Source organism: Brevundimonas sp. (assembly GCF_016742135.1).
In the GTDB taxonomy this organism is placed as follows: Bacteria; Pseudomonadota; Alphaproteobacteria; order Caulobacterales; family Caulobacteraceae; genus Brevundimonas.
In genome coordinates this window covers 295163-314620 of sequence record NZ_JACVCG010000003.1, presented here as the reverse complement: position 1 = coordinate 314620, position 19458 = coordinate 295163, and the positions used below count along the sequence as shown (strand labels likewise).

23 protein-coding genes are annotated in these 19458 nt (G+C 67.9%); 7 read left to right on the top strand and 16 right to left on the bottom strand.

Going from position 1 to position 19458, the window contains the following annotated elements:
• Positions 1–21 precede the first annotated feature (21 nt).
• The 3 genes from IBJ06_RS08410 to grpE are packed head-to-tail and all read left to right on the top strand — an operon-like array spanning position 22 to position 2332.
• Positions 22–579 carry a GNAT family N-acetyltransferase gene (locus tag IBJ06_RS08410; protein WP_292159157.1) on the top strand — a complete coding sequence of 186 codons (558 nt, stop codon included), beginning with the start codon at positions 22–24 and terminating at the stop codon, positions 577–579.
• On the top strand, positions 576–1664 hold the full coding sequence (hrcA, locus tag IBJ06_RS08405; RefSeq protein ID WP_292159155.1) for a heat-inducible transcriptional repressor HrcA: 1089 nt from the start codon (positions 576–578) through the stop codon (positions 1662–1664). The genes IBJ06_RS08410 and hrcA overlap by 4 nt, the downstream gene beginning before the upstream one ends.
• Positions 1661–2332, top strand: a complete 672-nt coding sequence (gene grpE, locus IBJ06_RS08400) for a nucleotide exchange factor GrpE (protein ID WP_365812325.1) — start codon at positions 1661–1663, stop codon at positions 2330–2332. The genes hrcA and grpE overlap by 4 nt, the downstream gene beginning before the upstream one ends.
• Positions 2333–2335: 3 nt before the next feature.
• Here grpE and IBJ06_RS08395 read toward each other — a convergent pair whose 3' ends face one another.
• On the bottom strand, positions 2336–3238 hold the full coding sequence (locus IBJ06_RS08395; protein WP_292159153.1) for a dienelactone hydrolase family protein: 903 nt from the start codon (positions 3236–3238) through the stop codon (positions 2336–2338).
• Positions 3239–3320: 82 nt separating this feature from the next.
• Positions 3321–3740 carry a hypothetical protein gene (locus IBJ06_RS08390; RefSeq protein WP_292159151.1) on the bottom strand — a complete coding sequence of 140 codons (420 nt, stop codon included), beginning with the start codon at positions 3738–3740 and terminating at the stop codon, positions 3321–3323.
• A gap of 351 nt (positions 3741–4091) precedes the next feature.
• On the opposite strand from IBJ06_RS08390, the gene dnaK reads away from it, so the two are divergent.
• The 3 genes from dnaK (at position 4092) to dapB (ending at position 8147) form a co-directional block, all read left to right on the top strand.
• Complete coding sequence (gene dnaK / locus IBJ06_RS08385; protein WP_292159149.1) at positions 4092–6005, top strand: molecular chaperone DnaK; 1914 nt, start codon at positions 4092–4094, stop codon at positions 6003–6005.
• A gap of 193 nt (positions 6006–6198) precedes the next feature.
• Positions 6199–7401, top strand: a complete 1203-nt coding sequence (gene dnaJ, locus IBJ06_RS08380) for a molecular chaperone DnaJ (protein WP_292159147.1) — start codon at positions 6199–6201, stop codon at positions 7399–7401.
• Complete coding sequence (gene dapB, locus IBJ06_RS08375; protein ID WP_292159145.1) at positions 7398–8147, top strand: 4-hydroxy-tetrahydrodipicolinate reductase; 750 nt, start codon at positions 7398–7400, stop codon at positions 8145–8147. Before dnaJ ends, dapB begins: the two co-directional genes overlap by 4 nt.
• 60 nt (positions 8148–8207) lie before the next feature.
• On the opposite strand, the gene IBJ06_RS08370 is transcribed toward dapB, so the two are convergent.
• From IBJ06_RS08370 to coaBC, 3 genes are all read right to left on the bottom strand, one after another.
• Positions 8208–8564: a hypothetical protein gene (locus IBJ06_RS08370; protein WP_292159142.1), complete on the bottom strand. Its 357-nt coding sequence runs from the start codon at positions 8562–8564 to the stop codon at positions 8208–8210.
• 78 nt (positions 8565–8642) lie between these two features.
• Positions 8643–9092 (bottom strand): dUTP diphosphatase, encoded by a 450-nt coding sequence (dut, locus tag IBJ06_RS08365; RefSeq protein ID WP_292159137.1) that lies wholly within the window; start codon positions 9090–9092, stop codon positions 8643–8645.
• Positions 9089–10339, bottom strand: coding sequence for a bifunctional phosphopantothenoylcysteine decarboxylase/phosphopantothenate--cysteine ligase CoaBC (gene coaBC, locus IBJ06_RS08360; protein WP_292159134.1), 1251 nt, complete (start codon positions 10337–10339; stop codon positions 9089–9091). The genes dut and coaBC overlap by 4 nt, the downstream gene beginning before the upstream one ends.
• Before the next feature lie 137 nt (positions 10340–10476).
• Here coaBC and IBJ06_RS08355 point away from each other — a divergent pair, with 137 nt between their 5' ends.
• Complete coding sequence (locus tag IBJ06_RS08355) at positions 10477–10992, top strand: S-type pyocin family protein (protein ID WP_292159132.1); 516 nt, start codon at positions 10477–10479, stop codon at positions 10990–10992.
• Here IBJ06_RS08355 and IBJ06_RS08350 read toward each other — a convergent pair.
• The 11 genes from IBJ06_RS08350 to IBJ06_RS08300 all read right to left on the bottom strand — a co-directional run bounded on the left by IBJ06_RS08350 (position 10989) and on the right by IBJ06_RS08300 (position 19448).
• Positions 10989–11405 carry a helix-turn-helix domain-containing protein gene (locus IBJ06_RS08350; protein ID WP_292159130.1) on the bottom strand — a complete coding sequence of 139 codons (417 nt, stop codon included), beginning with the start codon at positions 11403–11405 and terminating at the stop codon, positions 10989–10991. The two genes, IBJ06_RS08355 and IBJ06_RS08350, sit on opposite strands and share 4 nt — an antisense overlap.
• Before the next feature lie 160 nt (positions 11406–11565).
• Positions 11566–13173, bottom strand: coding sequence for an apolipoprotein N-acyltransferase (lnt, locus tag IBJ06_RS08345; protein WP_292159128.1), 1608 nt, complete (start codon positions 13171–13173; stop codon positions 11566–11568).
• Positions 13170–13655, bottom strand: coding sequence for an rRNA maturation RNase YbeY (gene ybeY / locus IBJ06_RS08340; protein WP_292159126.1), 486 nt, complete (start codon positions 13653–13655; stop codon positions 13170–13172). Before ybeY ends, lnt begins: the two co-directional genes overlap by 4 nt.
• Positions 13652–14599, bottom strand: a complete 948-nt coding sequence (locus IBJ06_RS08335) for a PhoH family protein (protein ID WP_292159124.1) — start codon at positions 14597–14599, stop codon at positions 13652–13654. Before IBJ06_RS08335 ends, ybeY begins: the two co-directional genes overlap by 4 nt.
• Positions 14600–15988: a tRNA (N6-isopentenyl adenosine(37)-C2)-methylthiotransferase MiaB gene (gene miaB, locus IBJ06_RS08330; RefSeq protein ID WP_292159122.1), complete on the bottom strand. Its 1389-nt coding sequence runs from the start codon at positions 15986–15988 to the stop codon at positions 14600–14602.
• Between the two features lie 63 nt (positions 15989–16051).
• Positions 16052–16525: a Fur family transcriptional regulator gene (locus IBJ06_RS08325; RefSeq protein WP_292159119.1), complete on the bottom strand. Its 474-nt coding sequence runs from the start codon at positions 16523–16525 to the stop codon at positions 16052–16054.
• Between the two features lie 27 nt (positions 16526–16552).
• Complete coding sequence (locus IBJ06_RS08320; protein ID WP_292159117.1) at positions 16553–16978, bottom strand: GNAT family N-acetyltransferase; 426 nt, start codon at positions 16976–16978, stop codon at positions 16553–16555.
• Positions 16975–17694 (bottom strand): tRNA (adenosine(37)-N6)-threonylcarbamoyltransferase complex dimerization subunit type 1 TsaB, encoded by a 720-nt coding sequence (tsaB, locus tag IBJ06_RS08315; RefSeq protein ID WP_292159115.1) that lies wholly within the window; start codon positions 17692–17694, stop codon positions 16975–16977. The genes IBJ06_RS08320 and tsaB overlap by 4 nt, the downstream gene beginning before the upstream one ends.
• A gap of 13 nt (positions 17695–17707) precedes the next feature.
• A complete protein-coding gene (locus tag IBJ06_RS08310; protein WP_292159113.1) occupies positions 17708–18154 on the bottom strand; it encodes a helix-turn-helix domain-containing protein in 447 nt (148 codons plus the stop codon).
• A 45-nt stretch (positions 18155–18199) separates the two neighbouring features.
• Positions 18200–18832 carry a helix-turn-helix transcriptional regulator gene (locus IBJ06_RS08305; protein WP_292159111.1) on the bottom strand — a complete coding sequence of 211 codons (633 nt, stop codon included), beginning with the start codon at positions 18830–18832 and terminating at the stop codon, positions 18200–18202.
• Positions 18833–18884: 52 nt separating this feature from the next.
• Entirely contained in the window at positions 18885–19448 is a 564-nt protein-coding gene (locus tag IBJ06_RS08300) for a NifU family protein (protein WP_292159109.1), read from the bottom strand.
• Between the last annotated feature and the right edge of the window lie 10 nt (positions 19449–19458).

Here is a 19458-nt window from a genome sequence, read left to right as displayed (position 1 = left end):
GGGCGTGCTTATCCTGAAACCGTGACCCTGTCCCCCTTCCCGTCTCCGGAAACCCTGCGGCTGCGTCCTGCCACGCCGGCCGATGCCGATCTGCTGCGCGCCTGGGACCGAGAGCCCCATGTGATCCGGGCCGTTACCGATACCTCCGAGGCCACGACGGCCTTTGCCGATGTGGACTGGGACGCGGAACTGGCCGACCCCTCACCCGTGAGCTTCTATCTGATCGCCGAGGTCGACGGGCGCCCCGTCGGGGCCATGCAGGTGATCGACCCGCACCTTGAGCCCACCCACTACTGGGGGGATATTGAGCCGGGGCTTCGGGCACTGGATATCTGGATCGGGCCCTCCGACGCGCTGGGTCGGGGGTTCGGCACGCGGATGATGCATCAGGCGCTGGACCTGTGCTTCGCGGATCCGGCGGTGCGTGCCGTGGTGATCGATCCGCTGAACTCCAATGCCGATGCGCACCGATTTTATCAGCGGCTGGGATTTGTGCCGGTGGGGCGGCGCCTGTTCAACGATGAGGATGACTGTCTGGTCCATCGGATCGAGCGCCCGGTCTGGGAGGCACGTCGATGAGCACCATGCCGTTCCATCCCTCCCCGTCGCTGAGCGCTCTGGATGCCCGCGCCCGCGACATCTTTCGCAGCATCGTCGAGACCTATCTGGAGACGGGCGAGCCGGTCGGGTCGCGCACCCTGTCGCGGGGCCCTATCGCCCTGTCGCCCGCCTCGATCCGCAACACCATGCAGGATCTGACGCTGGCGGGCCTTCTGGCCTCGCCGCACACCTCGTCCGGGCGGGTGCCGACCCATGCGGGGCTGAGGCTGTTCGTCGATGGACTGCTGGAGATCGGCGACGTGGGAGCCGAGGAGCGGCGCGAGATCGACGCGCGGCTGGCGGCCCTGGGACGACCGGGTGGCCGCGTGGACTTCGATCAGGCCCTGAACGAGGCATCGTCCCTGCTGTCAGGGCTGGCTGGCGGGGCCGGGATTGTCGCCAGCCCCGTGCGTGACACGGGGATCAAGCACGTCGAATTCGTGGCCCTGGGCCATGATCAGGCGCTGGCCATTCTGGTGGCCGAGGACGGGCAGATTGAAAACCGGCTGATGTCGCTGGGGCCCGGTATGACCCCATCCACCTTGCAGGAGGCCTCGAACTTTCTGAATGCCCGGCTGAAGGGACGCTCCCTGACCGAAGCCCGCGGGGAGATGGGCGAAGAGCTGAAGGCGGCCCGTCAGGCGCTGGATGCCGCCGCCGCCCGCCTGGTCGAGGACGGCATGGCGGCCTGGTCCGGGGCGGCGGGGCCGCGGTCGCTGATCGTGCGGGGCCGGGCCAATCTGCTGCAGGACCGCGAGGCGCTGGAGGATCTGGACCGGGTGCGGGTGCTGTTCGACGACCTGGAGCAGAAGGAACAGCTGATCGGCCTGCTGGACGATGTGTCGGAGGCCCAGGGCGTGCGGATTTTTATCGGCGCCGAGACGCGCCTGTTTTCACTTTCGGGTTCCTCTGTGATCGCCGCGCCCTATATGACGGGACGCCAGAGGGTGCTGGGCGCGGTCGGCGTGATCGGCCCCACCCGACTGAACTATGCCCGGATCATTCCGTTGGTGGACTATACCGCCCGCGTACTGAGCCGACTGTTTGACGGACAAGAGCCTTGAACGACACACCGCAAGACCCTGACTTTGAAGACCTGAACGGCATCAATCCGGCCGATGAGGCCGACGCCGAGGCGGGCCTGAATTCCGATCCTGCCCATACAGGTGTGGGCATGGACAACCTCGACGCCATCCTCGACGAGCGGGACCAGTGGAAGGACCGGGCGCTGCGCGCCGTGGCCGAGGTCGAGAATATCAAGCGGCGGGCCGAGACCCAGAACAATGACGCCCGCGCCTATGCCATCCAGCGCTTTGCCCGCGACCTGCTGGGCGTAGCCGACAATCTGGAGCGGGCCCTGCAGGCCGCGCCCAAGGACGCGGAAGGCGCCGCCGCCGGTCTGGTGACCGGACTGGAACTGACCCAGAAGTCGCTGCTGTCGGCCTTTGCCAGCAACAATCTGGTGCGCGTGGCCCCCGAGGCGGGCGAGGCCTTTGATCCGCATCTGCATCAGGCCATGATGGAACAGCCGTCCGAGACGGTGCCCGGCGGGTCGGTGATCCAGACACTGCAGGCGGGCTATGCCCTGTTCGGACGGACTGTGCGGCCGGCCATGGTGGTCGTGGCCGCCAGGGGGTCCGGCCCCGCGCCCGGCACCTCGGCGTCCGAGGCAGCTCATGCCTATGAGGCCACGGCCACGGCCACGGGCGGTGCCCATGACTCGAAAGCCTGATCCTCAGCCTTTCAGGCGTTCGTCGAACAGGGCCAGCAGCTTGGCCCAGCCGTCGGCGGCGGCATCGGCCTTGTAACTGGCGCGGTAGTCGGCGTGGAAGCCATGCTGGGCCCCCTCATAGACGTCGATCCGGCTGTCGGTGCGCCCGGCCCGCTGCAGGGCCTGACGCATGACCTCGACGCTGGCCAGCGGGATGCCGCGATCCATCTCGCCATACAGGCCCAGCACCGGCGCCTTGAGATCGTCCGCGAGATCGACGGGCCAGGGCCGCCCGGCGGCGATCTGTTCGGGGGTCGCATCGCCGGCGGGGGCCAGACGCCCGTACCAGGCGACCCCGGCGTCGATCACGGCAAAGCGGGCGCAGGCCTGCCAGACCACCTTGCCGCCCCAGCAGAAGCCGGTGATGCCGACCCTGTCGGCCCTCGCCCACAGCTGGCGCGACAGCCATTCCATACCGGCGGAGATGTCGCCCATCACCTGCTCGTAGCCGGCCTGACCGACGATCTCCTGGATGCGACCGAAATCGGTCAGGGGAGCCGGATCCTCGACCCGCACGAAGAAGGCCGGGGCCATGGCCGCATAGCCCGCCCTGGCCAGGCGGCGGCAGACGTCGCGGATATAGTCGTGGACGCCGAAGATTTCCGAGACGACGATCACCACCGGGAAGGGTCCATCGCCCACGGGGCGCGCGATATAGGCCGGCAGGTCGAAGCCGTCCGGCGCCGGATAGGTGACGGTTTCGGTGACCAGACCCTCGCTGTCGGTGACGATGGGGGTGGCCTCCTGGGCAAGCGCTGCGGGCGCATAGCCCGCGAACATCAGGCCGGTCAGCCCGCCCGTGGCCAGCGCGCGCCTGCTGAAACGGAAATCCTGAGCGGTCGGGCCTTCGGGGCGGGTCAGTCGCATCGGGCGGTCTCCTCAAGGTCAGGCGGCAAACCTGCGGCCTGAACCCCGGAACGTCCAGTCACGATCATTCCAGCAGCCCGGATCAGCGGGTGAAATAATAGTCCGCGATGCGGCAGACATTGACGCCCACCCGCTCCAGCCGCTCGCCGTTCGAGAACTCGGCCCGCAGAACATAGACGCAGGTCCCGGCACCATTGTCGACGTCGATGACGGCGCTGTCGCCGGTGGCCAAGGCCTCCGGAACCAGAAGATCCCCCCGCCAGTCGGTTCGCGCGGGATCCGCGGCATAGAGGCTGACGATGGTCCAGCCGGTCTGGTTGTGCACCCGGACCCGGCGATTCTGTCCGTCGTTGGACGACTGGGCCCCCCGCGTCGTTCCGCGTGACTGATCCGCGGACTGGGTCCAGCCGGGCACAGGCGTAACCAGCAGCGACAGCGACAGGGCCAGAACGCCGATCACACCGACAATGCGGGAAAGCCGCGCGGCGGAAGACATGAACATAAGGGCGGCATCCTGTATCGAGCTGCGTCCGGAAATCACCATTTCCGGCGGTGTGATCTGTCTAGGCGACCCCCATACTGGCGTCCACCCGGGGCGATGACACCTGACGGGGCCTGATTATCGTCTTCCGTGAGCCCGGATGGCGACCCCGGGCCCTTCCCGCAGCCTCATGGATGCACGAAAGGGCTTGCGGGTGCCCCTGCGCTTCCCATATCGGCATCAGCCGGTGCAAAGCCCCTTGTCTCTCTGGGGATTTGGCCGAACCGCACACCAACCCCCCGGGGGTGGCTGACAGGGGCGCTCGGACGAGGCCCGGAGCCACTCGCCGAACAGGAGCAAGACGTAGAGTCCATGAGCAAGATCATCGGCATTGACCTCGGTACGACCAATTCCTGCGTGGCCGTCATGGACGGCAAGAATCCGAAGGTGATCGAAAACGCCGAGGGTAACCGCACCACCCCCTCGGTGGTGGCGATCCAGGACAGCGGCGAAGTGCTGGTCGGCCAGCCCGCCCGCCGTCAGGCCGTGACCAATCCGGCCAACACCCTGTTCGCCATCAAGCGCCTGATCGGCCGGAATTTCGACGATCCGGTGGTGGCCAAGGACAAGGGCATGGTGCCCTATGAGATCGTCAAGGGCCCGAACGGCGACGCCTGGGTGCGCGCCCACGGCAAGGATTATTCCCCGCAGCAGATCTCGGCCTATACGCTCCAGAAGATGAAGGAGGCCGCCGAGGCCTATCTGGGCGAGAAGGTCGAAAAGGCGGTCATCACCGTCCCGGCCTATTTCAACGACAGCCAGCGTCAGGCCACCAAGGACGCCGGCAAGATCGCCGGGCTTGAAGTCCTGCGCATCATCAACGAGCCGACGGCGGCCGCCCTGGCCTATGGCCTTGAGAAGAACGACGGCCAGAAGATCGCCGTCTATGACCTCGGCGGCGGCACCTTTGATGTTTCGATCCTCGAGATCGGCGACGGTGTCTTCGAGGTGAAGTCGACCAATGGCGACACCTTCCTCGGCGGCGAGGACTTTGACCTGCGGCTGGTCGATTATCTGGCCGATGAGTTCAAGAAGGACCAGGGCGTCGACCTGCGCCAGGACAAGCTGGCCCTGCAGCGCCTGAAGGAAGAGGCCGAAAAGGCCAAGAAGGAGCTCAGCTCGACGACCCAGTACGAGGTCAATCTGCCGTTCATCACCATGAACGCCTCGGGCCCGCTGCACCTCAACATCAAGCTCAGCCGCTCCAAGCTGGAGGCGCTGGTCGAGGACCTGGTCCAGCGCACCATCGCGCCCTGCGAAAAGGCGCTGAAGGATGCCGGTCTGAAGGCCTCGGACATCGATGAAGTGGTGCTGGTCGGCGGCATGACCCGCATGCCCATGGTCCAGGAAGCCGTGAAGAAATTCTTCGGCAAGGAGCCGCACAAGGGGGTCAACCCCGATGAGGTCGTGGCGCTGGGTGCCGCCGTTCAGGCGGGCGTGCTGCAGGGCGACGTCAAGGATGTGCTGCTGCTGGACGTGACCCCGCTGACGCTGGGCATCGAGACCCTGGGCGGCGTCTTCACCCCGCTGATCGAACGCAACACCACCATCCCGACCAAGAAGAGCCAGACCTTCTCGACCGCCGAGGACAACCAGTCGGCCGTGACCATCCGGGTCTTCCAGGGTGAGCGTCCAATGGCGGCGGACAACAAGCTGCTGGGTCAGTTCGACCTGATGGGGATTCCGCCCGCGCCGCGCGGCATGCCGCAGGTCGAGGTGACGTTCGACATCGACGCCAACGGCATCGTCCATGTCTCGGCCAAGGACAAGGCGACCAACAAGGAACAGTCGATCCGCATCCAGGCCAACGGCGGTCTGTCGGACGAGGACATCGAGAAGATGGTCAAGGAGGCCGAGGCCAATGCCGCGGCCGACAAGCAGCGCAAGGAGATGGTCGAGGCCCAGAATTCGGCCGACAGCCTGATCCATTCGACGGAAAAGGCTCTGTCCGAACACGGGGACAAGGTGGCCGAGGCCGACAAGTCGGCCATCCAGACCGCCGTGGACGCGCTCAAGGCCGCCCGCGAAGGCAGCGATGTCGAGGATCTGCGGGCCAAGACCACCGCCCTGGCCCAGGCCTCGATGAAGCTGGGCGAGGCCATGTATGCAGCCCAGCAGGGCGCGGCCAGCGACGGTGACGATGGCGCGGCCCCCGCCGACGACGGTGTGGTCGATGCCGAGTTCGAGGAAGTCTCGGGCGACGAGGCGGACAGGAAGGCCGACTGACGGTCGTGCCTTCCCCCGCCCTTCGGGAAGGCCAGACGCATCCGGCCCCGCTTGTCAGACGACAGGCGGGGCCGTTTCATGAAACTTGCATCATGGGACCCGACACCCATGTCTGTCGGGGTATCGGTTTCCGGTCCGCCTCCGCCCAAGAGAGGCGACCGGATCGAAACGGGATAATGAGGATCACGGCCTGATGGCGCAGCGCGATTATTACGAAATCCTGGGGGTTGAGCGCACGGTCGATGCCGCGGGGCTGAAAGCCGCCTATCGCAAGCTGGCCATGCAGCACCACCCGGACCGCAACGGCGGCTGCGAGGAGTCAGCCGCCCGCTTCAAGGAGGTGTCCGAGGCCTATGCCGTCCTGTCGGATGCCCAGAAGCGCGCCGCCTATGACCGGTTCGGCCATGAAGGCGTGGGCGGCGGCGGTCAGGGGCCGTTCGGGCGCGGCGGGGCCGGGTTTCACGACGTCAATGATATCTTCGAGCAGGTGTTCGGCGACGCCTTTGGCGATGTGTTCGGCGGGCGCGGCGCCCGGAGCGGCGGACCCCGACGGGGTTCGGACCTGCGGTATGATCTCGAGATCACCCTTGAGGACGCCTATCGCGGCACGGAGGTCGAGATTTCCTTTCCGACCACGACGACCTGCGAGCCCTGCGAGGGCACCGGCGCGAAACCGGGGACCCAGCCGGTCACCTGCGCGACCTGCCAGGGTGCGGGCCGCGTGCGTCAGGCGAACGGCTTTTTCCAGGTCGAGCGCACCTGTCCGCACTGCGGCGGGGCCGGCAAGCGGGTGGCCGAGGCGTGTGGAACCTGCCGCGGTCAGGGCCAGGTGCGTCGCTCGCGGACCCTGTCGCTGAAGGTGCCGGCCGGGGTCGACGACGGCTCGCGTATCCGCCTGACGGGCGAGGGCGACGCCGGAATGCGGGGCGGACCGCGCGGCGACCTCTATGTGTTTCTGTCGGTCAAGCCGCATGAACTGTTCGAGCGGGACAATCTGGATCTGCTGGTGACGGTGCCTGTGCCGATGACGGTGGCCGCGCTGGGTGGAGCGATCGACGCGCCGTGTCTGGTGTCCGAGGCCTGCGACGGGCGCTGCAAGGCCCCGGTCCAGGTGCCCGCAGGCGCCCAGACCGGCAAGACCATCCGCATCAAGGGCAAGGGCATGCCCCATCTGAACGGCAAGCAGCGCGGCGATCTGGTCGTCGAACTGTTCGTCGAGACGCCGTCCGACCTGACCCCCCGTCAGAAGGAGCTGATGCAGGAACTGGCCCTGTCGTTCGGCGAGGACCAGAATCCGCGCAACTCCAGCTTCACCGGGAAGGCCAAACGCTTCTGGGCCGATATTCTGGGCGGCGACGGCGACGGGGGCTCGTCCTCGCGGGAGTCCGCCGCGTGAACGCCCTGTTCCACGCCGGGATTTCCGGCGCGCGCGGGCGGATGGGACGGGCGGTCAGCCAGGTTCTGGACGCGAGGAAGGATGTGGTCGTCGCCGCCCGCTTTGACCGGGGGGAAATGCCCGATCTGTCGCTCTGCGACGTGATCATCGATTTCTCGACCCCCGAAGCCTCGGTCGAGCTGGCCGAACGCTGCGCCGAGGCCGGGGGACCGGCGCTGGTGATCGGCTCGACCGGGCTTTCGCCCGAGGAAGAGGCCCGCATCGAGGCGGCCGCCGAAAAGGTCGCCATCGTCCGCAGCGGCAATTTCTCGCTGGGCGTCAATATTTTGATCGGTCTGGTCGAGCATGCCGCCCAGCGGCTGGATGCGCGCGACTGGGATATTGAGGTGCTGGAATCGCACCACCGCAGGAAGGTCGATGCCCCCTCGGGCACGGCACTGATGCTGGGCGAGGCCGCCGCCAGCGGTCGCAATGTCGATCTGGACGATGTCCGGGCCGCCCCGCGCAACGGCGTGGGCGAACCTCGCGCCGAGGGCGAGATCGGCTTTGCCGCCCTGAGGGCGGGCGGGATCATCGGCGAGCATTCCGTGGTCTTTGCCTCGGACGACGAGGTCCTGACCCTCAGCCATTCGGCCATCGACCGGTCGCTGTTCGCCAAGGGGGCGGTGGCCGCTGCGGCCTGGGTACGGAATCGCCGCCCCGGCCTTTACGACATGCAGGACGTGCTGGGCTTTCGTCAGGCCTGACGGCGCGGAGAGCGCAGAACCCCGTCCGGTGCCCCCGTCCGGTGCCCCAGTCCGGTGCCCTCAGTGAGCGTGGGCGTGCCGCCGTCCGAACACCAGGCTCTTCAGGAAGAAGAACAGGGCGATGACGATCGCATAGCCGAGGAACAGGGCGAACAGCGCCATCCAGAAGCCGAGGCTCAGAATGTCCGGCAGGGCAAAGGCCCCCCCGTCCAGCACCGGGCGCACGACGGTGATGATCACATGGATGAAGGCCGCGGCCAGCGCCGAGGGGAACAGTCGCCTCCAGCTGGTCATCAGCACGGCGGCCACGGCCGCGATGATCAGGCCGAGCACCTGATTGACCCCGTCAAAGCCCCCTTCGGCCAGGGCGAAAATGCCCCTGAGCAGTTGTCCGAACTGATCCAGCAGGCCTTCCATGCCGGTCCTCCACCTTGCTGCGCCCCCAGACGGGGCCGGATACCGTCAAGGTTAACACCGTTCTGCGGAATTGGCTCCTCAGCGACCGGTCGAGCCGAATCCGCCGGCGCCGCGCCCGGTCTCGTCCAGGGTGTCGACGACCGACCATTCCGCGCGTTCATGGGCGGCGATGACCATCTGGGCGATGCGCTCGCCCCGTCGGATGACGAAGGCCTCCCCGCCCAGATTGGCGAGGATCACCCCCACTTCGCCGCGATAGTCGCTGTCGATGGTACCGGGGCTGTTCAGGCAGGTGATGCCGGCCTTCAGCGCCAGACCCGAGCGGGGCCGCACCTGGGCCTCATAGCCCCGGGGCACGGCAATCTTCAGACCGGTCGGCACCAGGGCCCGGGCACCGGGTTCCAGCAGCATGGGCTGGTCCTCGGGAACGGCGGCGCGCAGATCCATGCCGGCCGCACCCTCGGTCTCATAGGCCGGCAGGGGCAGGCCTTCGGCGTGGGGCAGTTGCACCAGGGCGATGCGGGTCATGGGGCCTCTTTCGAAAAACGGTCAGCAACGGCACGCACCAGACGGTCGGCCACGGCGGTCTTGGTGGTCTCGGGCCAGGGCTCGGGCGCCTCGCCCTTGCGGAACAGCACGACGCGGGTCTCGTCGCGCCCGAACACGCCTTCGGACACATCATTGCCGACGATCCAGTCGCACCCCTTTGCCTCGAGCTTGGCGGCGGCGCGGGCCTCCAGTTGGCCGGTTTCGGCGGCAAAGCCGATGACCAGCCGCGGGCGGCCCTGTGTCCGGGTGGACAGGGTCTTCAGGATGTCCGGATTCTCGACCAGGGTCAGGGTGGGCGGCCCCTCCCCCGTCTGCTTCTTGATCTTGGTGTCGGCGGCTCCCTCGACGCGCCAGTCCGAAACCGCGGCCGTCAGGACAGCCAGGTCGGCGGGCAGGGCCTGTTCCACCGCCACCCGCATCTGCTCCGCCGTTTCGACGGACATCCGGTCGACGCCGGCGGGCGGCTCCAGCGCCACCGGCCCCGAGACCAGCGTCACCCTTGCGCCCGCCCGGGCAAGGGCCCCGGCGATGGCATAGCCCTGTTTGCCGCTGGACCGGTTGGTCAGGCCGCGAACGGGATCGATCGGCTCAAAGGTGGGGCCCGCGGTGACCAGGGCATGTCGTCCGGCGAGCGGGCGGTTGGCCGTTCCGGCCTTTCCGTCATGAGCGAGGATGGCTTTCAGAATCGCCGCCGGCTCGGCCATGCGCCCCGGGCCGTATTCGCCGCAGGCCATTTCGCCGTCATCCGGACCGACCACCGTATAGCGGGGCTCGGCAAAGGCCTTCAGAGTCGCCAGATTGGCCTGGACCGCCGGGTGCAGCCACATGCGGACATTCATGGCCGGGGCCAGCAGAACCGGGGCGTCGGTGGCCAGAAGCGTGGTCGAGGCCAGATCGTCGGCGGCCCCCGTCGCGGCCTTGGCCATGAGACCCGCCGTGGCCGGCGCCACGACGATCAGATCGGCCCAGCGGGACAGTTCTATATGGCCCATGGTGGTCTCGTCTTCCGACGAGAACAGGTCCTGCCGCACGGCGCTCCCCGTCAGGGCCGCCAGCGACAGCGGGGTGACGAACTCGGCCCCGGCCCGGGTCAGGATGGCGCGCACCTCCAGCCCGGCCTTGCGCATCAGCCGCACCAGCTCCAGCGCCTTATAGGCGGCGATGCCGCCCCCGACGATCAGCAGGACGCGGCGCACGGCAGGGCGGGCGGGAGGATTTTCGACCATAAGTTTCCTTAGCCGCCCCTCCCCGCTCCGTCGAGCAGCGGCGGGTCCGGGGATTTCGGTTCGCTGAACAGGAACATTGCAAGAACATTAATCTTGTGCTTTTGTCCCCTCCGGCGGGTTCCTTGAGGGAGGGTTTGATGCGCCTGAAATGTTCATTTGTGGTCCTGGCCGGGGTGGCGGCGCTGGGCCTTTCGGCCTGTGATAATGGGGCGTCGGCGGTCGAGACGCGCGACCGGACGGCGGTTCTGGAAGATGCCAAGCCGGAGAGCGGCGTCCCGGACGGCGAGGTAGCCAAGAGCACCCCGGCCGAGGCCAAACCGGCCCTGACCGCCAACCGGCGTGAGACGGTGGATGCCAAGATCCAGCGGCTGTTCGAGCGGAACGGGGCCGATTTCGGCACGACGACGCCCGAAGCCTATCTGACGGCCGTGACGGCCTTTACGAAGACGCCGCCCGCTGACGCCGAGACGGTGCGACGGGCCAATGGCGATGTGCTGATCTATCAGGCCTCGACCAACACCTTTGCGGTGGTCGATGCCAACGGGGTGCCGCGCACCATGTTCAAGCCTGATGATGGCGCGGCCTATTGGGCCAAGGAGAAGGCCGCGGCGCCGACCTTTGGCCAGCGTCGTCGGTCCGGCGAGAGCCGCTAGTCGACCGGTTCGGTTTCGGGCGCGTCCAGCATTTCGCGGATCAGATCGAGCGCCAGGCGCTGACGTCTGGCCGACAGACGGGGGGCCAGACGGGCGATCTCGATCGTCTGGCGGGTGGCGGGAAAGTCGTGCTCGAAGTCCGCGCCTTCATCGGCCACGCCCCCCGCGCCTTCGGCCAGGCCTTCGAAGAAGTAGCCGACGTCGACCTTGAAGAAGCGGGAGATGTCGAACAGCTTTGACGCCGAGATGCGGTTGACGCCCTTCTCGTACTTCTGGATCTGCTGGAAAGTCAGGCCCAGGGCGCGGCCCAGATCGCTCTGGTTATAGCCCAGGCTGATACGCTTTTCGCATACGCGACGCCCGACGTGCCGGTCTACCGGGTGGGGGCCGTCGACGCCCTTGCCTCTCGCCATTGTCTCTTGTCCTGTTCCGCGCCCTGTCGCAGGGCGCTTCTGCCGTCATGCGCCCGTCAAAAGCCCGTGTCACCTAAAAATCAAGATAGGTACGCGGCCAAATACGGCCCGGATGCCCCCCGGCCCCCTTTCCGGCCTCTGTCCGGTACCGGACAATCCCTCAGCGCCGGATGCGGCGCGCGAGCACCCCGAACCGGTCCCCGATCGCGACCAGCAGTGCCCCCAGTGTCAGCAGCCAGAATCCGAGATCGCCGATCCGGCCGAACAGGGTCGGGGCCAGGGCAGCCGGCAGGCGGGTATCGATCACCCCGCTTTCGCCCGGATCCAGGCGGGCGCGGGGGTCGACCCGACCCCAGGGGTCGATCAGGGCCGAAATTCCCGTCGGCGTGGCCCGCACCACCGGAAGCCCCGTCTCGATGGCGCGATAGGCGGCAAGGTTCAGGTGCTGGACCGGTCCGGACGTGCGACCGAACCAGGCGTCGTTCGACACATTGGCGATCCACAGCGGGCGGTCCGCCCCCGCCCCCCGGGTGAAGCCGGGATAGAGGCTTTCGTAGCAGATCAACGGCTGCAAATCGGGAAGGCCGTCCAGTTTCAGGGGAGCGGGACGGGGCCCCGGGCTGAAGTCGGCGGCCACGTGAACAAGGCTGCGCACACCGATCCGGCTCATCAGCGCACCGGCCGGGAGATATTCGCCGAACGGCACAAGGCGGTGCTTGTCATAGAGGCCGGTGACCTCCAGCCCGCTCTCGCCGTCCCGGCGGACGGCCAGCAGACTGTTGTAGAAGCGGGCCCCGACTTCGGTCGATGCGTCGGGCTCGGCGCGGCTCATCCCCATCAGCAGGATCTGGCCCGGCTGCAGCACATTGCGGAGCGCGGCCGCCTCCCAGGCCTCGGGGGCGAGGACGGCGTTGGCGGTATTGGGCAGGGCCCCCTCGGGCCAGATGATTACGTCCGGAACGCGCGCGCCGGGTCGTCCGGTCAGATTGACATAGCGGTCAACGATGGAGCGATAGGCGTCGGGCGTCCACTTCGACTGTTGATCGACATCGGCCTGAACGATGCGGATGACGGTCGGGGTCATCTCGACCTGGGCCCCGGTCAGCCGGAAGCCGCCCCAGACATAGAGGGCGAGGATCAGCACCACCCCCAGGGCCGCCTTGCCGGCCCGGGCCTTGCGGTTGCCTGGCATGATCAGCGGCGCGAGCGAGGCAAAACCCGCCACCGTCAGGAAGCCGAGGCCATAGACACCGACCAGGGCCGCGACCTGGGACGGGGCCGACCCGGCCTGCCAGCTGGCGCCCGCCGGGTTCCAGGGAAAGCCGGTCAGCACATGGCCACGCAGCCATTCGACGAGGGCGAACAGGGCCGCAAAGGCGAGGACGCGGCGCACCCCCCTGACCTCGAGATGGCGGTAGGCGGCCAAAGCCAGTCCCCAGAACAGCCCCATCCCCATGGGCAGCAGGGCCGCAGCAAACGGCGCCATCCAGGCCTGGGCCGGGTTGACGAGGAAGGCCTCGGCCACCCACCAGCAGCCGATGAGGAAATAGGCGAAGCCGGCCAGCCAGCCCATCCAGAAGGCAGCGCGGCGATTGGGCGATCCATCGGCCAGCACGAGCAGCAGGGCGTATCCCACTAGGCCCGGCAGGATGCCGAAGGGTGGGTGGGCCAGCGCCGTCCCGACGCCCGCCAGCAAGGCCAGGATCAGGCGCAGGGCCCGCCAGCGCCGCCCCAGGCGAAGGGTTGGGTTAACGGTCGCGTCGGTCATGGCTCGCGATCCAGAATGGCACGATAGGGATCATCGATCCCGAGACCTGCAAGAAGCGTGCGTTCGCGCGCCTCCATCACCTCGGCTTCGTCGTCTGTCTGATGGTCGTGGCCCTGAAGGTGCAACAGGCCATGGATGACCAGATGCGACAGGTGATGGGCCAGAGGCTTCCCCTGATCGACCGCCTCGCGGCTACAGACCCCGAAGGCCAGGATGATGTCGCCCAGATAGGGGTCCTGGTCCTGCGTTCCGGGCACGGTCGTCGCCGGAAAGCTCAGCACATTGGTGGGGGCGTCACGGTCGCGGAACCGGGCGTTCAGCGCCTGAACGGCCCCATCGCCGTCCAGCTGCACGGTCGCAAGCGGCGGATCTTCCCCCGTCGGAGCGTCGCCGAGCACGGCCAGCGCCGCCCGCGTCACCACCGCCTCGACATCCGGCAGGGCCTCGCGCCAGGCCGGATCCTCGACCTGGACCTCGATCATGTGCCGCCGCGCGCGCCATCGGCGTCATAGGCCCGCACGATGCGCTCGACCAGCGGGTGGCGGATGACGTCCTCGGCCGCGAACTCGACCACGCCGACCCCCTCGACGCCCTCCAGAATCCGAAGGGCATGCGGCAGGCCCGAGTCGCGCGGGTTGAGCAGATCGATCTGGGTCGGGTCGCCGGTCACCACCATGCGGGAGTTCTCGCCGAGACGGGTCAGCACCATCTTCATCTGCATGCGTGAGGTGTTCTGGGCCTCATCGACGATGACGAAGGCGTTCTTGAGCGTGCGGCCGCGCATGAAGGCGATGGGCGCGGTCTCGATCTCGCGCCGGTCGCGGTGGGCCTGCACCTGTTCGGGGCCCAGAACTTCGTTCAGGGCCTCCCAGATGGGGGCCAGATAGGGGTCGACCTTTTCGTTCAGATCCCCCGGCAGAAAGCCCAGCTTTTCCCCGGCATCCACAGCCGGGCGGGTGACGACCAGCCGGCTGACGCTTTTGGCCCTGAGCAAGGATGCCCCGTAGGCCGCCGCCAGAAAGGTCTTGCCCGTGCCCGCCGGGCCCACGCCGAAGCTGAGCGGACAATGGGTCATCATGTCGACATAGCGGCTCTGGGCCAGACCCGTCGGCGTGATGGCGCCCTTGCGTCCGAAGGCCAGCACCCCGCCGGTCGCGGCCGCGCCCCTCCGGTCCTGACGCAGGATGGCGATGACCAGATCATCGGTGATCTCCACGCCCTGTTCGACCTTGGCCGACAGGCTTTCGATCATGCGGCGCGCATCGGCCCGGTCGCGGGGCGAGCCGTTGATGCGGATGCCCCCGCCGGGCGCGTCGAGATCGACGTCATAGGCGGACTCCATCCGGGCCAGATGGCGGCTGTTCGGCCCGACCACCTGACGCAGGACGCCGTCTTCCAGGGTGATGAATTCGCTGCCTCTTGCCATTCAGGCCGCCTGTTCCGAGCGGGAAATCAGCCGCCCCTTGAGACTGTTCTGCTGGCCCGCCGTGATCTCGACCTCGACGATCCGGCCGATCAGGTCGCGCGCGTCCTCGACATGGACCGACTGCAGATAGGGGGAGCGGCCGATGGCCTGGGCCCCGTGCCGTCCGGGCTTTTCGAACAGGACGGGCAGCACCCGCCCGGCCTGCGACGCATTGAACGCCACCTGCTGTTCCAGCAGCAGGGCCTGGAGCCGGTGCAGGCGCTCGCGCGAGACCTCTGCGGGCACCTGGGCCCCCATGGTGGCGGCGGGCGTCCCGGGACGGGGGGAGTACATGAAGGAGAAGGCCGAGGCGTAGTTGACCGCGCGCACCAGATCGAGCGTCTGTTCGAAATCGGCCTCGGTCTCGCCGGGGAAGCCGACGATGAAGTCGCCGGACAGGGCAAGGTCAGGACGGACCGCACGCAGCCGCTCGACCAGATCCAGATATTTCGCCCGGCCATGCTTGCGGTTCATCAGGCGCAGGATCCGATCCGAGCCGGACTGCACCGGCAGATGCAGATAGGGCATCAGGGCCTCGACCTCGCCGTGGGCGGCGATCAGATCCCCGGACATGTCATTGGGATGGCTGGTCGTATAGCGGATGCGATCCAGCCCGGGGATCTCCGCCAGGGCCCTGACCAAACGCGCCAAGGTCGAGCGGCCGGAATCGCCAGGATCGTCAACACCGTCATAGGCGTTGACGTTCTGGCCCAGCAGGGTGATTTCGCGCACCCCCTGATCGGCGAGCGCCCGGGCTTCGTCCAGAATGGCGGAAACCGGCCGCGACCATTCGGCCCCCCGGGTATAGGGCACCACACAGAAGGTGCAGAATTTGTCGCAGCCCTCCTGAACGGTCAGGAAGGCGGTGACGCCCTGGACGCCGCGCGCCTTCGGAAGGGCGTCGAATTTGTCGACAGGGGCGAAGTCGGCACCGATCCGCTCGCCGCGCGCCCGGGCGGTGCGGGTCAACAGCTCGGGCAGCTGGTGATAGGCCTGGGGCCCGACCACGAGGTCCACGGCCGGCTGGCGGCGCACGATCTCCTCGCCCTCGGCCTGGGCGACGCAGCCGGCGACCGCGATGGTCATGCCTCCGGCCTTTTCTTCCTTGAGAATCCGCAGCTTGCCCAGTTCGGAATAGACCTTCTCGGCGGCCTTCTCGCGGATGTGGCAGGTGTTGAGGATGACAAAGTCCGCGTCCTCGACCGTTTCGGTCGGCGCATAGCCCAGCGGGCGCAGGACATCGGCCATGCGCTCGGAGTCATAGACATTCATCTGGCAGCCATAGGTCTTGATGAACAGGCGCTTCGGCGCGCCCGCTCCGACCTTGGGCAGGGTCTCGGTTTCGGTCATGGCACGCTTATGAGGGCAGGGCGTGGCGCCCGCAAGGCAGTGTTCCGGACCAGGGCGACAGGGTCAGGCCTGTTCGGGATCGCGCTGGCTATGGCGTTTGTAGATCAACCCTTCGCGGTCCGAGGGTTCGGCGCCGGGGATGGGTTTGCCATACAGTTCCAGCTTGTGGCCGATGAGGTCAAAGCCGAGGCGCTTGGCGATCTCGGTCTTCAGCCGCTCGATCTCGGCGTCATAGAATTCGATGACCTCGCCCGTTTTCGTGTCGATCAGGTGGTCGTGATGGTCGTCGCCCGCCTCTTCATAGCGGCTGCGACCATCACCGAAGTCATGCTTTTCCACCACGCCCGCCTCTTCGAACAGGCGCACGGTGCGATAGACGGTGGCGATCGAAATGTGCGGATCGACCGCCGACGCCCGGCGATACAGTTCCTCGACATCGGGGTGATCCTCGGCCGCAGACAGCACGCGGGCGATCACGCGCCGCTGCTCGGTCATGCGCATGCCGCGGTCGGCGCAAAGCTTCTCGATCCGGTCCATCGGTAAAGAATAGGGCCTTGCCCGCCTCTAGGGAAGCGCCGGGCCCAAGTTGAGAGTGAGAATCAGGGCATCGACCGCCGGACCATCGCCGCGGGCATAGTAGCCGCGCCGGTGCCCGGTCTCGATCATGCCCACAGCGTGGTAGAGCGCCTGGGCAGCCTCATTATCGGCCGCGACCTCAAGAAACACCTGCTGAACGCCCCGGGCGCGGCAGGCGGCCAGAGCCGTCTGCATCAAGGCGAGGCCCCGACCGCGCCGCCGGGCGTCGGGCAGGACGGCCAAGGTCAGGACCTCGGCCTCGTCGCCGGCCTGACGCATGAGGATGAAGCCATCGGTATCCACTTCGGCCCAGACGCCGGGCTGATCCAGCAGGTCGCGGAAAGCCTGTTCGGTCCATGCGGGGCTGATCGCCCGGTCGTGGATCGCCGCCAGATGGGCCGGATCGACCCTCACAGCCGGTCCGGTCGGGGCTGACCCGGCAGGCGCGTCGGCGGGGTCGCATCGGGCGTGCGCAGATAGAGGGGCTCAAGCCCGACGCTGTCCGTCCGGTCGCCCTGGATGGTCGCGAGTTGAACCAGGGCCTCCGGATCCGGGCCATCGGCCCCCCACGCCTCCTGCCACCCGTGGCCGACGAGGAGCGCACCGCTGCCGATCACCCGGCCGGGAGGGCGGGAGGCATTCAGCAGGGTGGCCGCGTCCCCGATCGTCATGGCCCCGGCCGCGTGCAAGAGGGAGCGCTCAAGGGCCGGGTCGACATCGCCGCCGATCCCGCGAGGCCCCCACAACGCCAGATAGACCTGTCCCCGACGGGCATCCATCACCGCCGCAATGGGCGCGGGATCATCGGGCCGCGCCAGACGGGCCTGAACCGCCAGGGCGTCGAGCGAAGACAGGCCGATCGGGCGGGCACCGGTCGCGGCGGCCAGTCCCTGGGCAAAGGCCAGTCCGACACGGAGGCCGGTGAACGACCCCGGCCCCCGGGTGGCGGCGACGACCGCGAGGTCGGATGCGGGAAGGCCGGCCTCGGTCAGCACCGCCTTGACCAGAACCGGCAGCCGTTCCTGGTGGCCCCGGGTCATGGGCTCGGAGCGGGACGCGATCACGCGGCCTTCGCGCCCCAGCGCCACGCTGCACAGGCCCTGCGCCGTATCCAGGACCAGAAGGGTCATATGACCCCTCCCGTCAGGACGAGGGTGCATCCGGGGGCGCGGCGAGTGCTTCGGCCAGGATGACGAGCGCCTGACGGGCCTTGCGCTGCGGAATGCGGGAAAAGGCCTCGGCCAGCCGCCCGCCGGGGGTCAGGGATCTCCGATCCAGGGACAGCGGCAGGTCCGTCGGAGCCGGGGCCGGGGCGGTCGATCGGGGAAAGAAACTGCCCGGTTCGGCCCCCAGCGCCAGGGCGATCTGGTGCAGACGCGAGGCGGAGATGCGATTGATGCCGGTTTCGTACTTCTGAATCTGTTGAAAGCTGACGCCCACCCGCTCCGCGAGGGACGTCTGCGACAGCCCCAGCGCCTGTCGCAGCCCGGCGATCCGGGCACCCACCCAGATATCGACCGGCGTACCTTCGCGGCTGGTGTAACGTCTGGGCGTGCCCACAGTGAAGTCCAGATGAAAACGTTTCGACAACGCTAAAACGTTTCATAGGCGCACCCGAAATGAAATGCAAGTGTTTCATGTTTCGTTTCGAGCGACGACCGTGGCCAGCGACAGGACGTCAGCCCGGGCGACGCGCTCGGCCTGATCCAGTCCACCGGCTCCACCCTTCAGCAGCAGCCAGTCCCGATCCGCGCCGTCGAACCGCCGCACCCGCCGCTCGCCGTCGCGGGTCTCGACCACACAGCCCTGCCCGCGCCGGGGCCAGCGCCCCGCATCGCACACCAGAACCACCCCGCTGGAGGCCCAGGGCCAGACATCTTCCGTCTGGACCAGAAACGTGAAGGTTTCATCCTCCCGGGGGGCCGTCAGGCCGGGTCCGCTGAAGGCGGCGGACCGCGCCTCCATGCCGCGTACGCCCTCCCCTTCCCCGCCGCCGGACGCGGGCGGAGATCCGCGCCCCAGCAAGAGCGCTTCGGGTGTCGTTCCAAGGGCGGAGGTCAGGCGGGTCTGGATATCGGGCCGGAACAGGCCGGCGCGCTTGCCGGCCTCATAGAGGCCCCAGCCCTGGCCCGTCATGCCGACCCGTTCGCCAGCCTCGGCCTGACTGAGCCCACTGGCGCGTCGCAGCCCGGCCAGGGCCTCGCCCAGGGCGGCCAGCTCGGCCTGCATGCGGGCCTTGACCTCATCGGAAGACGCAGAGAGTCGCATGACCCTGATGTATCACGCCCCCGCAGACCGGCGACGAAAAAGTTGGATACTGTCAGAGGGTCTGTTCGACGCGGGTCACTTCGGGGATGTAGTGGCGCATCATCTGTTCCACCCCGGCCTTGAGCGTGGCCGACGAGGATGGACAGCCCGCGCAGGCCCCGCGCATCCGCAGGGTCAGAAGCCCCGTGGCCTCATCGAAGGCGTCGAACAGGATATCCCCGCCGTCCTGGGCCACGGCGGGCCGGATGCGACTGTCGAGCAGGGCCTTGATCTCCTGCACGATCTCGCTGTCATCGCCGGCGCCTGACGGGTCCGAGTCGGTGGCTTCGGCATTCAGCACCGGGCGACCCGAAACATAGTGATCCATGATGGCGGCCAGGATCGGGGCCTTCATCTCTGACCAGTCCGGGCCCTCGGGCCCGCGTGTGACCGCTATGTGGTCGGCGGCCAGCATGACGCCCACGACGTTCTCGAGTTCGAACAGGGATTCGGCCAGGGGCGAGACCCCGGCCTCGTCGATGGTGCGGAATTCCAGGGTGCGGTCGGGGGAGACGTCGCGGCCAGGGAGGAATTTCAGGGCCCGGGGATTGGGCGTGGTTTCGGTCTGGATGAACATGGCCCTGACA

Excerpts from the sequence above, each read along its gene's own strand:
- hrcA (WP_292159155.1), top strand. The coding sequence starts at position 576 with ATGAGCACCATGCCGTTCCATCCCTCCCCGTCGCTGAGCGCTCTGGAT.
- IBJ06_RS08395 (WP_292159153.1), bottom strand. The coding sequence starts at position 3,238 with ATGCGACTGACCCGCCCCGAAGGCCCGACCGCTCAGGATTTCCGTTTC.
- IBJ06_RS08390 (WP_292159151.1), bottom strand. The coding sequence starts at position 3,740 with ATGTTCATGTCTTCCGCCGCGCGGCTTTCCCGCATTGTCGGTGTGATC.
- dnaK (WP_292159149.1), top strand. The coding sequence starts at position 4,092 with ATGAGCAAGATCATCGGCATTGACCTCGGTACGACCAATTCCTGCGTG.
- dnaJ (WP_292159147.1), top strand. The coding sequence starts at position 6,199 with ATGGCGCAGCGCGATTATTACGAAATCCTGGGGGTTGAGCGCACGGTC.
- IBJ06_RS08370 (WP_292159142.1), bottom strand. The coding sequence starts at position 8,564 with ATGGAAGGCCTGCTGGATCAGTTCGGACAACTGCTCAGGGGCATTTTC.
- dut (WP_292159137.1), bottom strand. The coding sequence starts at position 9,092 with ATGACCCGCATCGCCCTGGTGCAACTGCCCCACGCCGAAGGCCTGCCC.
- coaBC (WP_292159134.1), bottom strand. The coding sequence starts at position 10,339 with ATGGTCGAAAATCCTCCCGCCCGCCCTGCCGTGCGCCGCGTCCTGCTG.
- IBJ06_RS08355 (WP_292159132.1), top strand. The coding sequence starts at position 10,477 with ATGCGCCTGAAATGTTCATTTGTGGTCCTGGCCGGGGTGGCGGCGCTG.
- IBJ06_RS08350 (WP_292159130.1), bottom strand. The coding sequence starts at position 11,405 with ATGGCGAGAGGCAAGGGCGTCGACGGCCCCCACCCGGTAGACCGGCAC.
- lnt (WP_292159128.1), bottom strand. The coding sequence starts at position 13,173 with ATGACCGACGCGACCGTTAACCCAACCCTTCGCCTGGGGCGGCGCTGG.
- ybeY (WP_292159126.1), bottom strand. The coding sequence starts at position 13,655 with ATGATCGAGGTCCAGGTCGAGGATCCGGCCTGGCGCGAGGCCCTGCCG.
- IBJ06_RS08335 (WP_292159124.1), bottom strand. The coding sequence starts at position 14,599 with ATGGCAAGAGGCAGCGAATTCATCACCCTGGAAGACGGCGTCCTGCGT.
- miaB (WP_292159122.1), bottom strand. The coding sequence starts at position 15,988 with ATGACCGAAACCGAGACCCTGCCCAAGGTCGGAGCGGGCGCGCCGAAG.
- IBJ06_RS08325 (WP_292159119.1), bottom strand. The coding sequence starts at position 16,525 with ATGGACCGGATCGAGAAGCTTTGCGCCGACCGCGGCATGCGCATGACC.
- tsaB (WP_292159115.1), bottom strand. The coding sequence starts at position 17,694 with ATGACCCTTCTGGTCCTGGATACGGCGCAGGGCCTGTGCAGCGTGGCG.
- IBJ06_RS08305 (WP_292159111.1), bottom strand. The coding sequence starts at position 18,832 with ATGCGACTCTCTGCGTCTTCCGATGAGGTCAAGGCCCGCATGCAGGCC.
- IBJ06_RS08300 (WP_292159109.1), bottom strand. The coding sequence starts at position 19,448 with ATGTTCATCCAGACCGAAACCACGCCCAATCCCCGGGCCCTGAAATTC.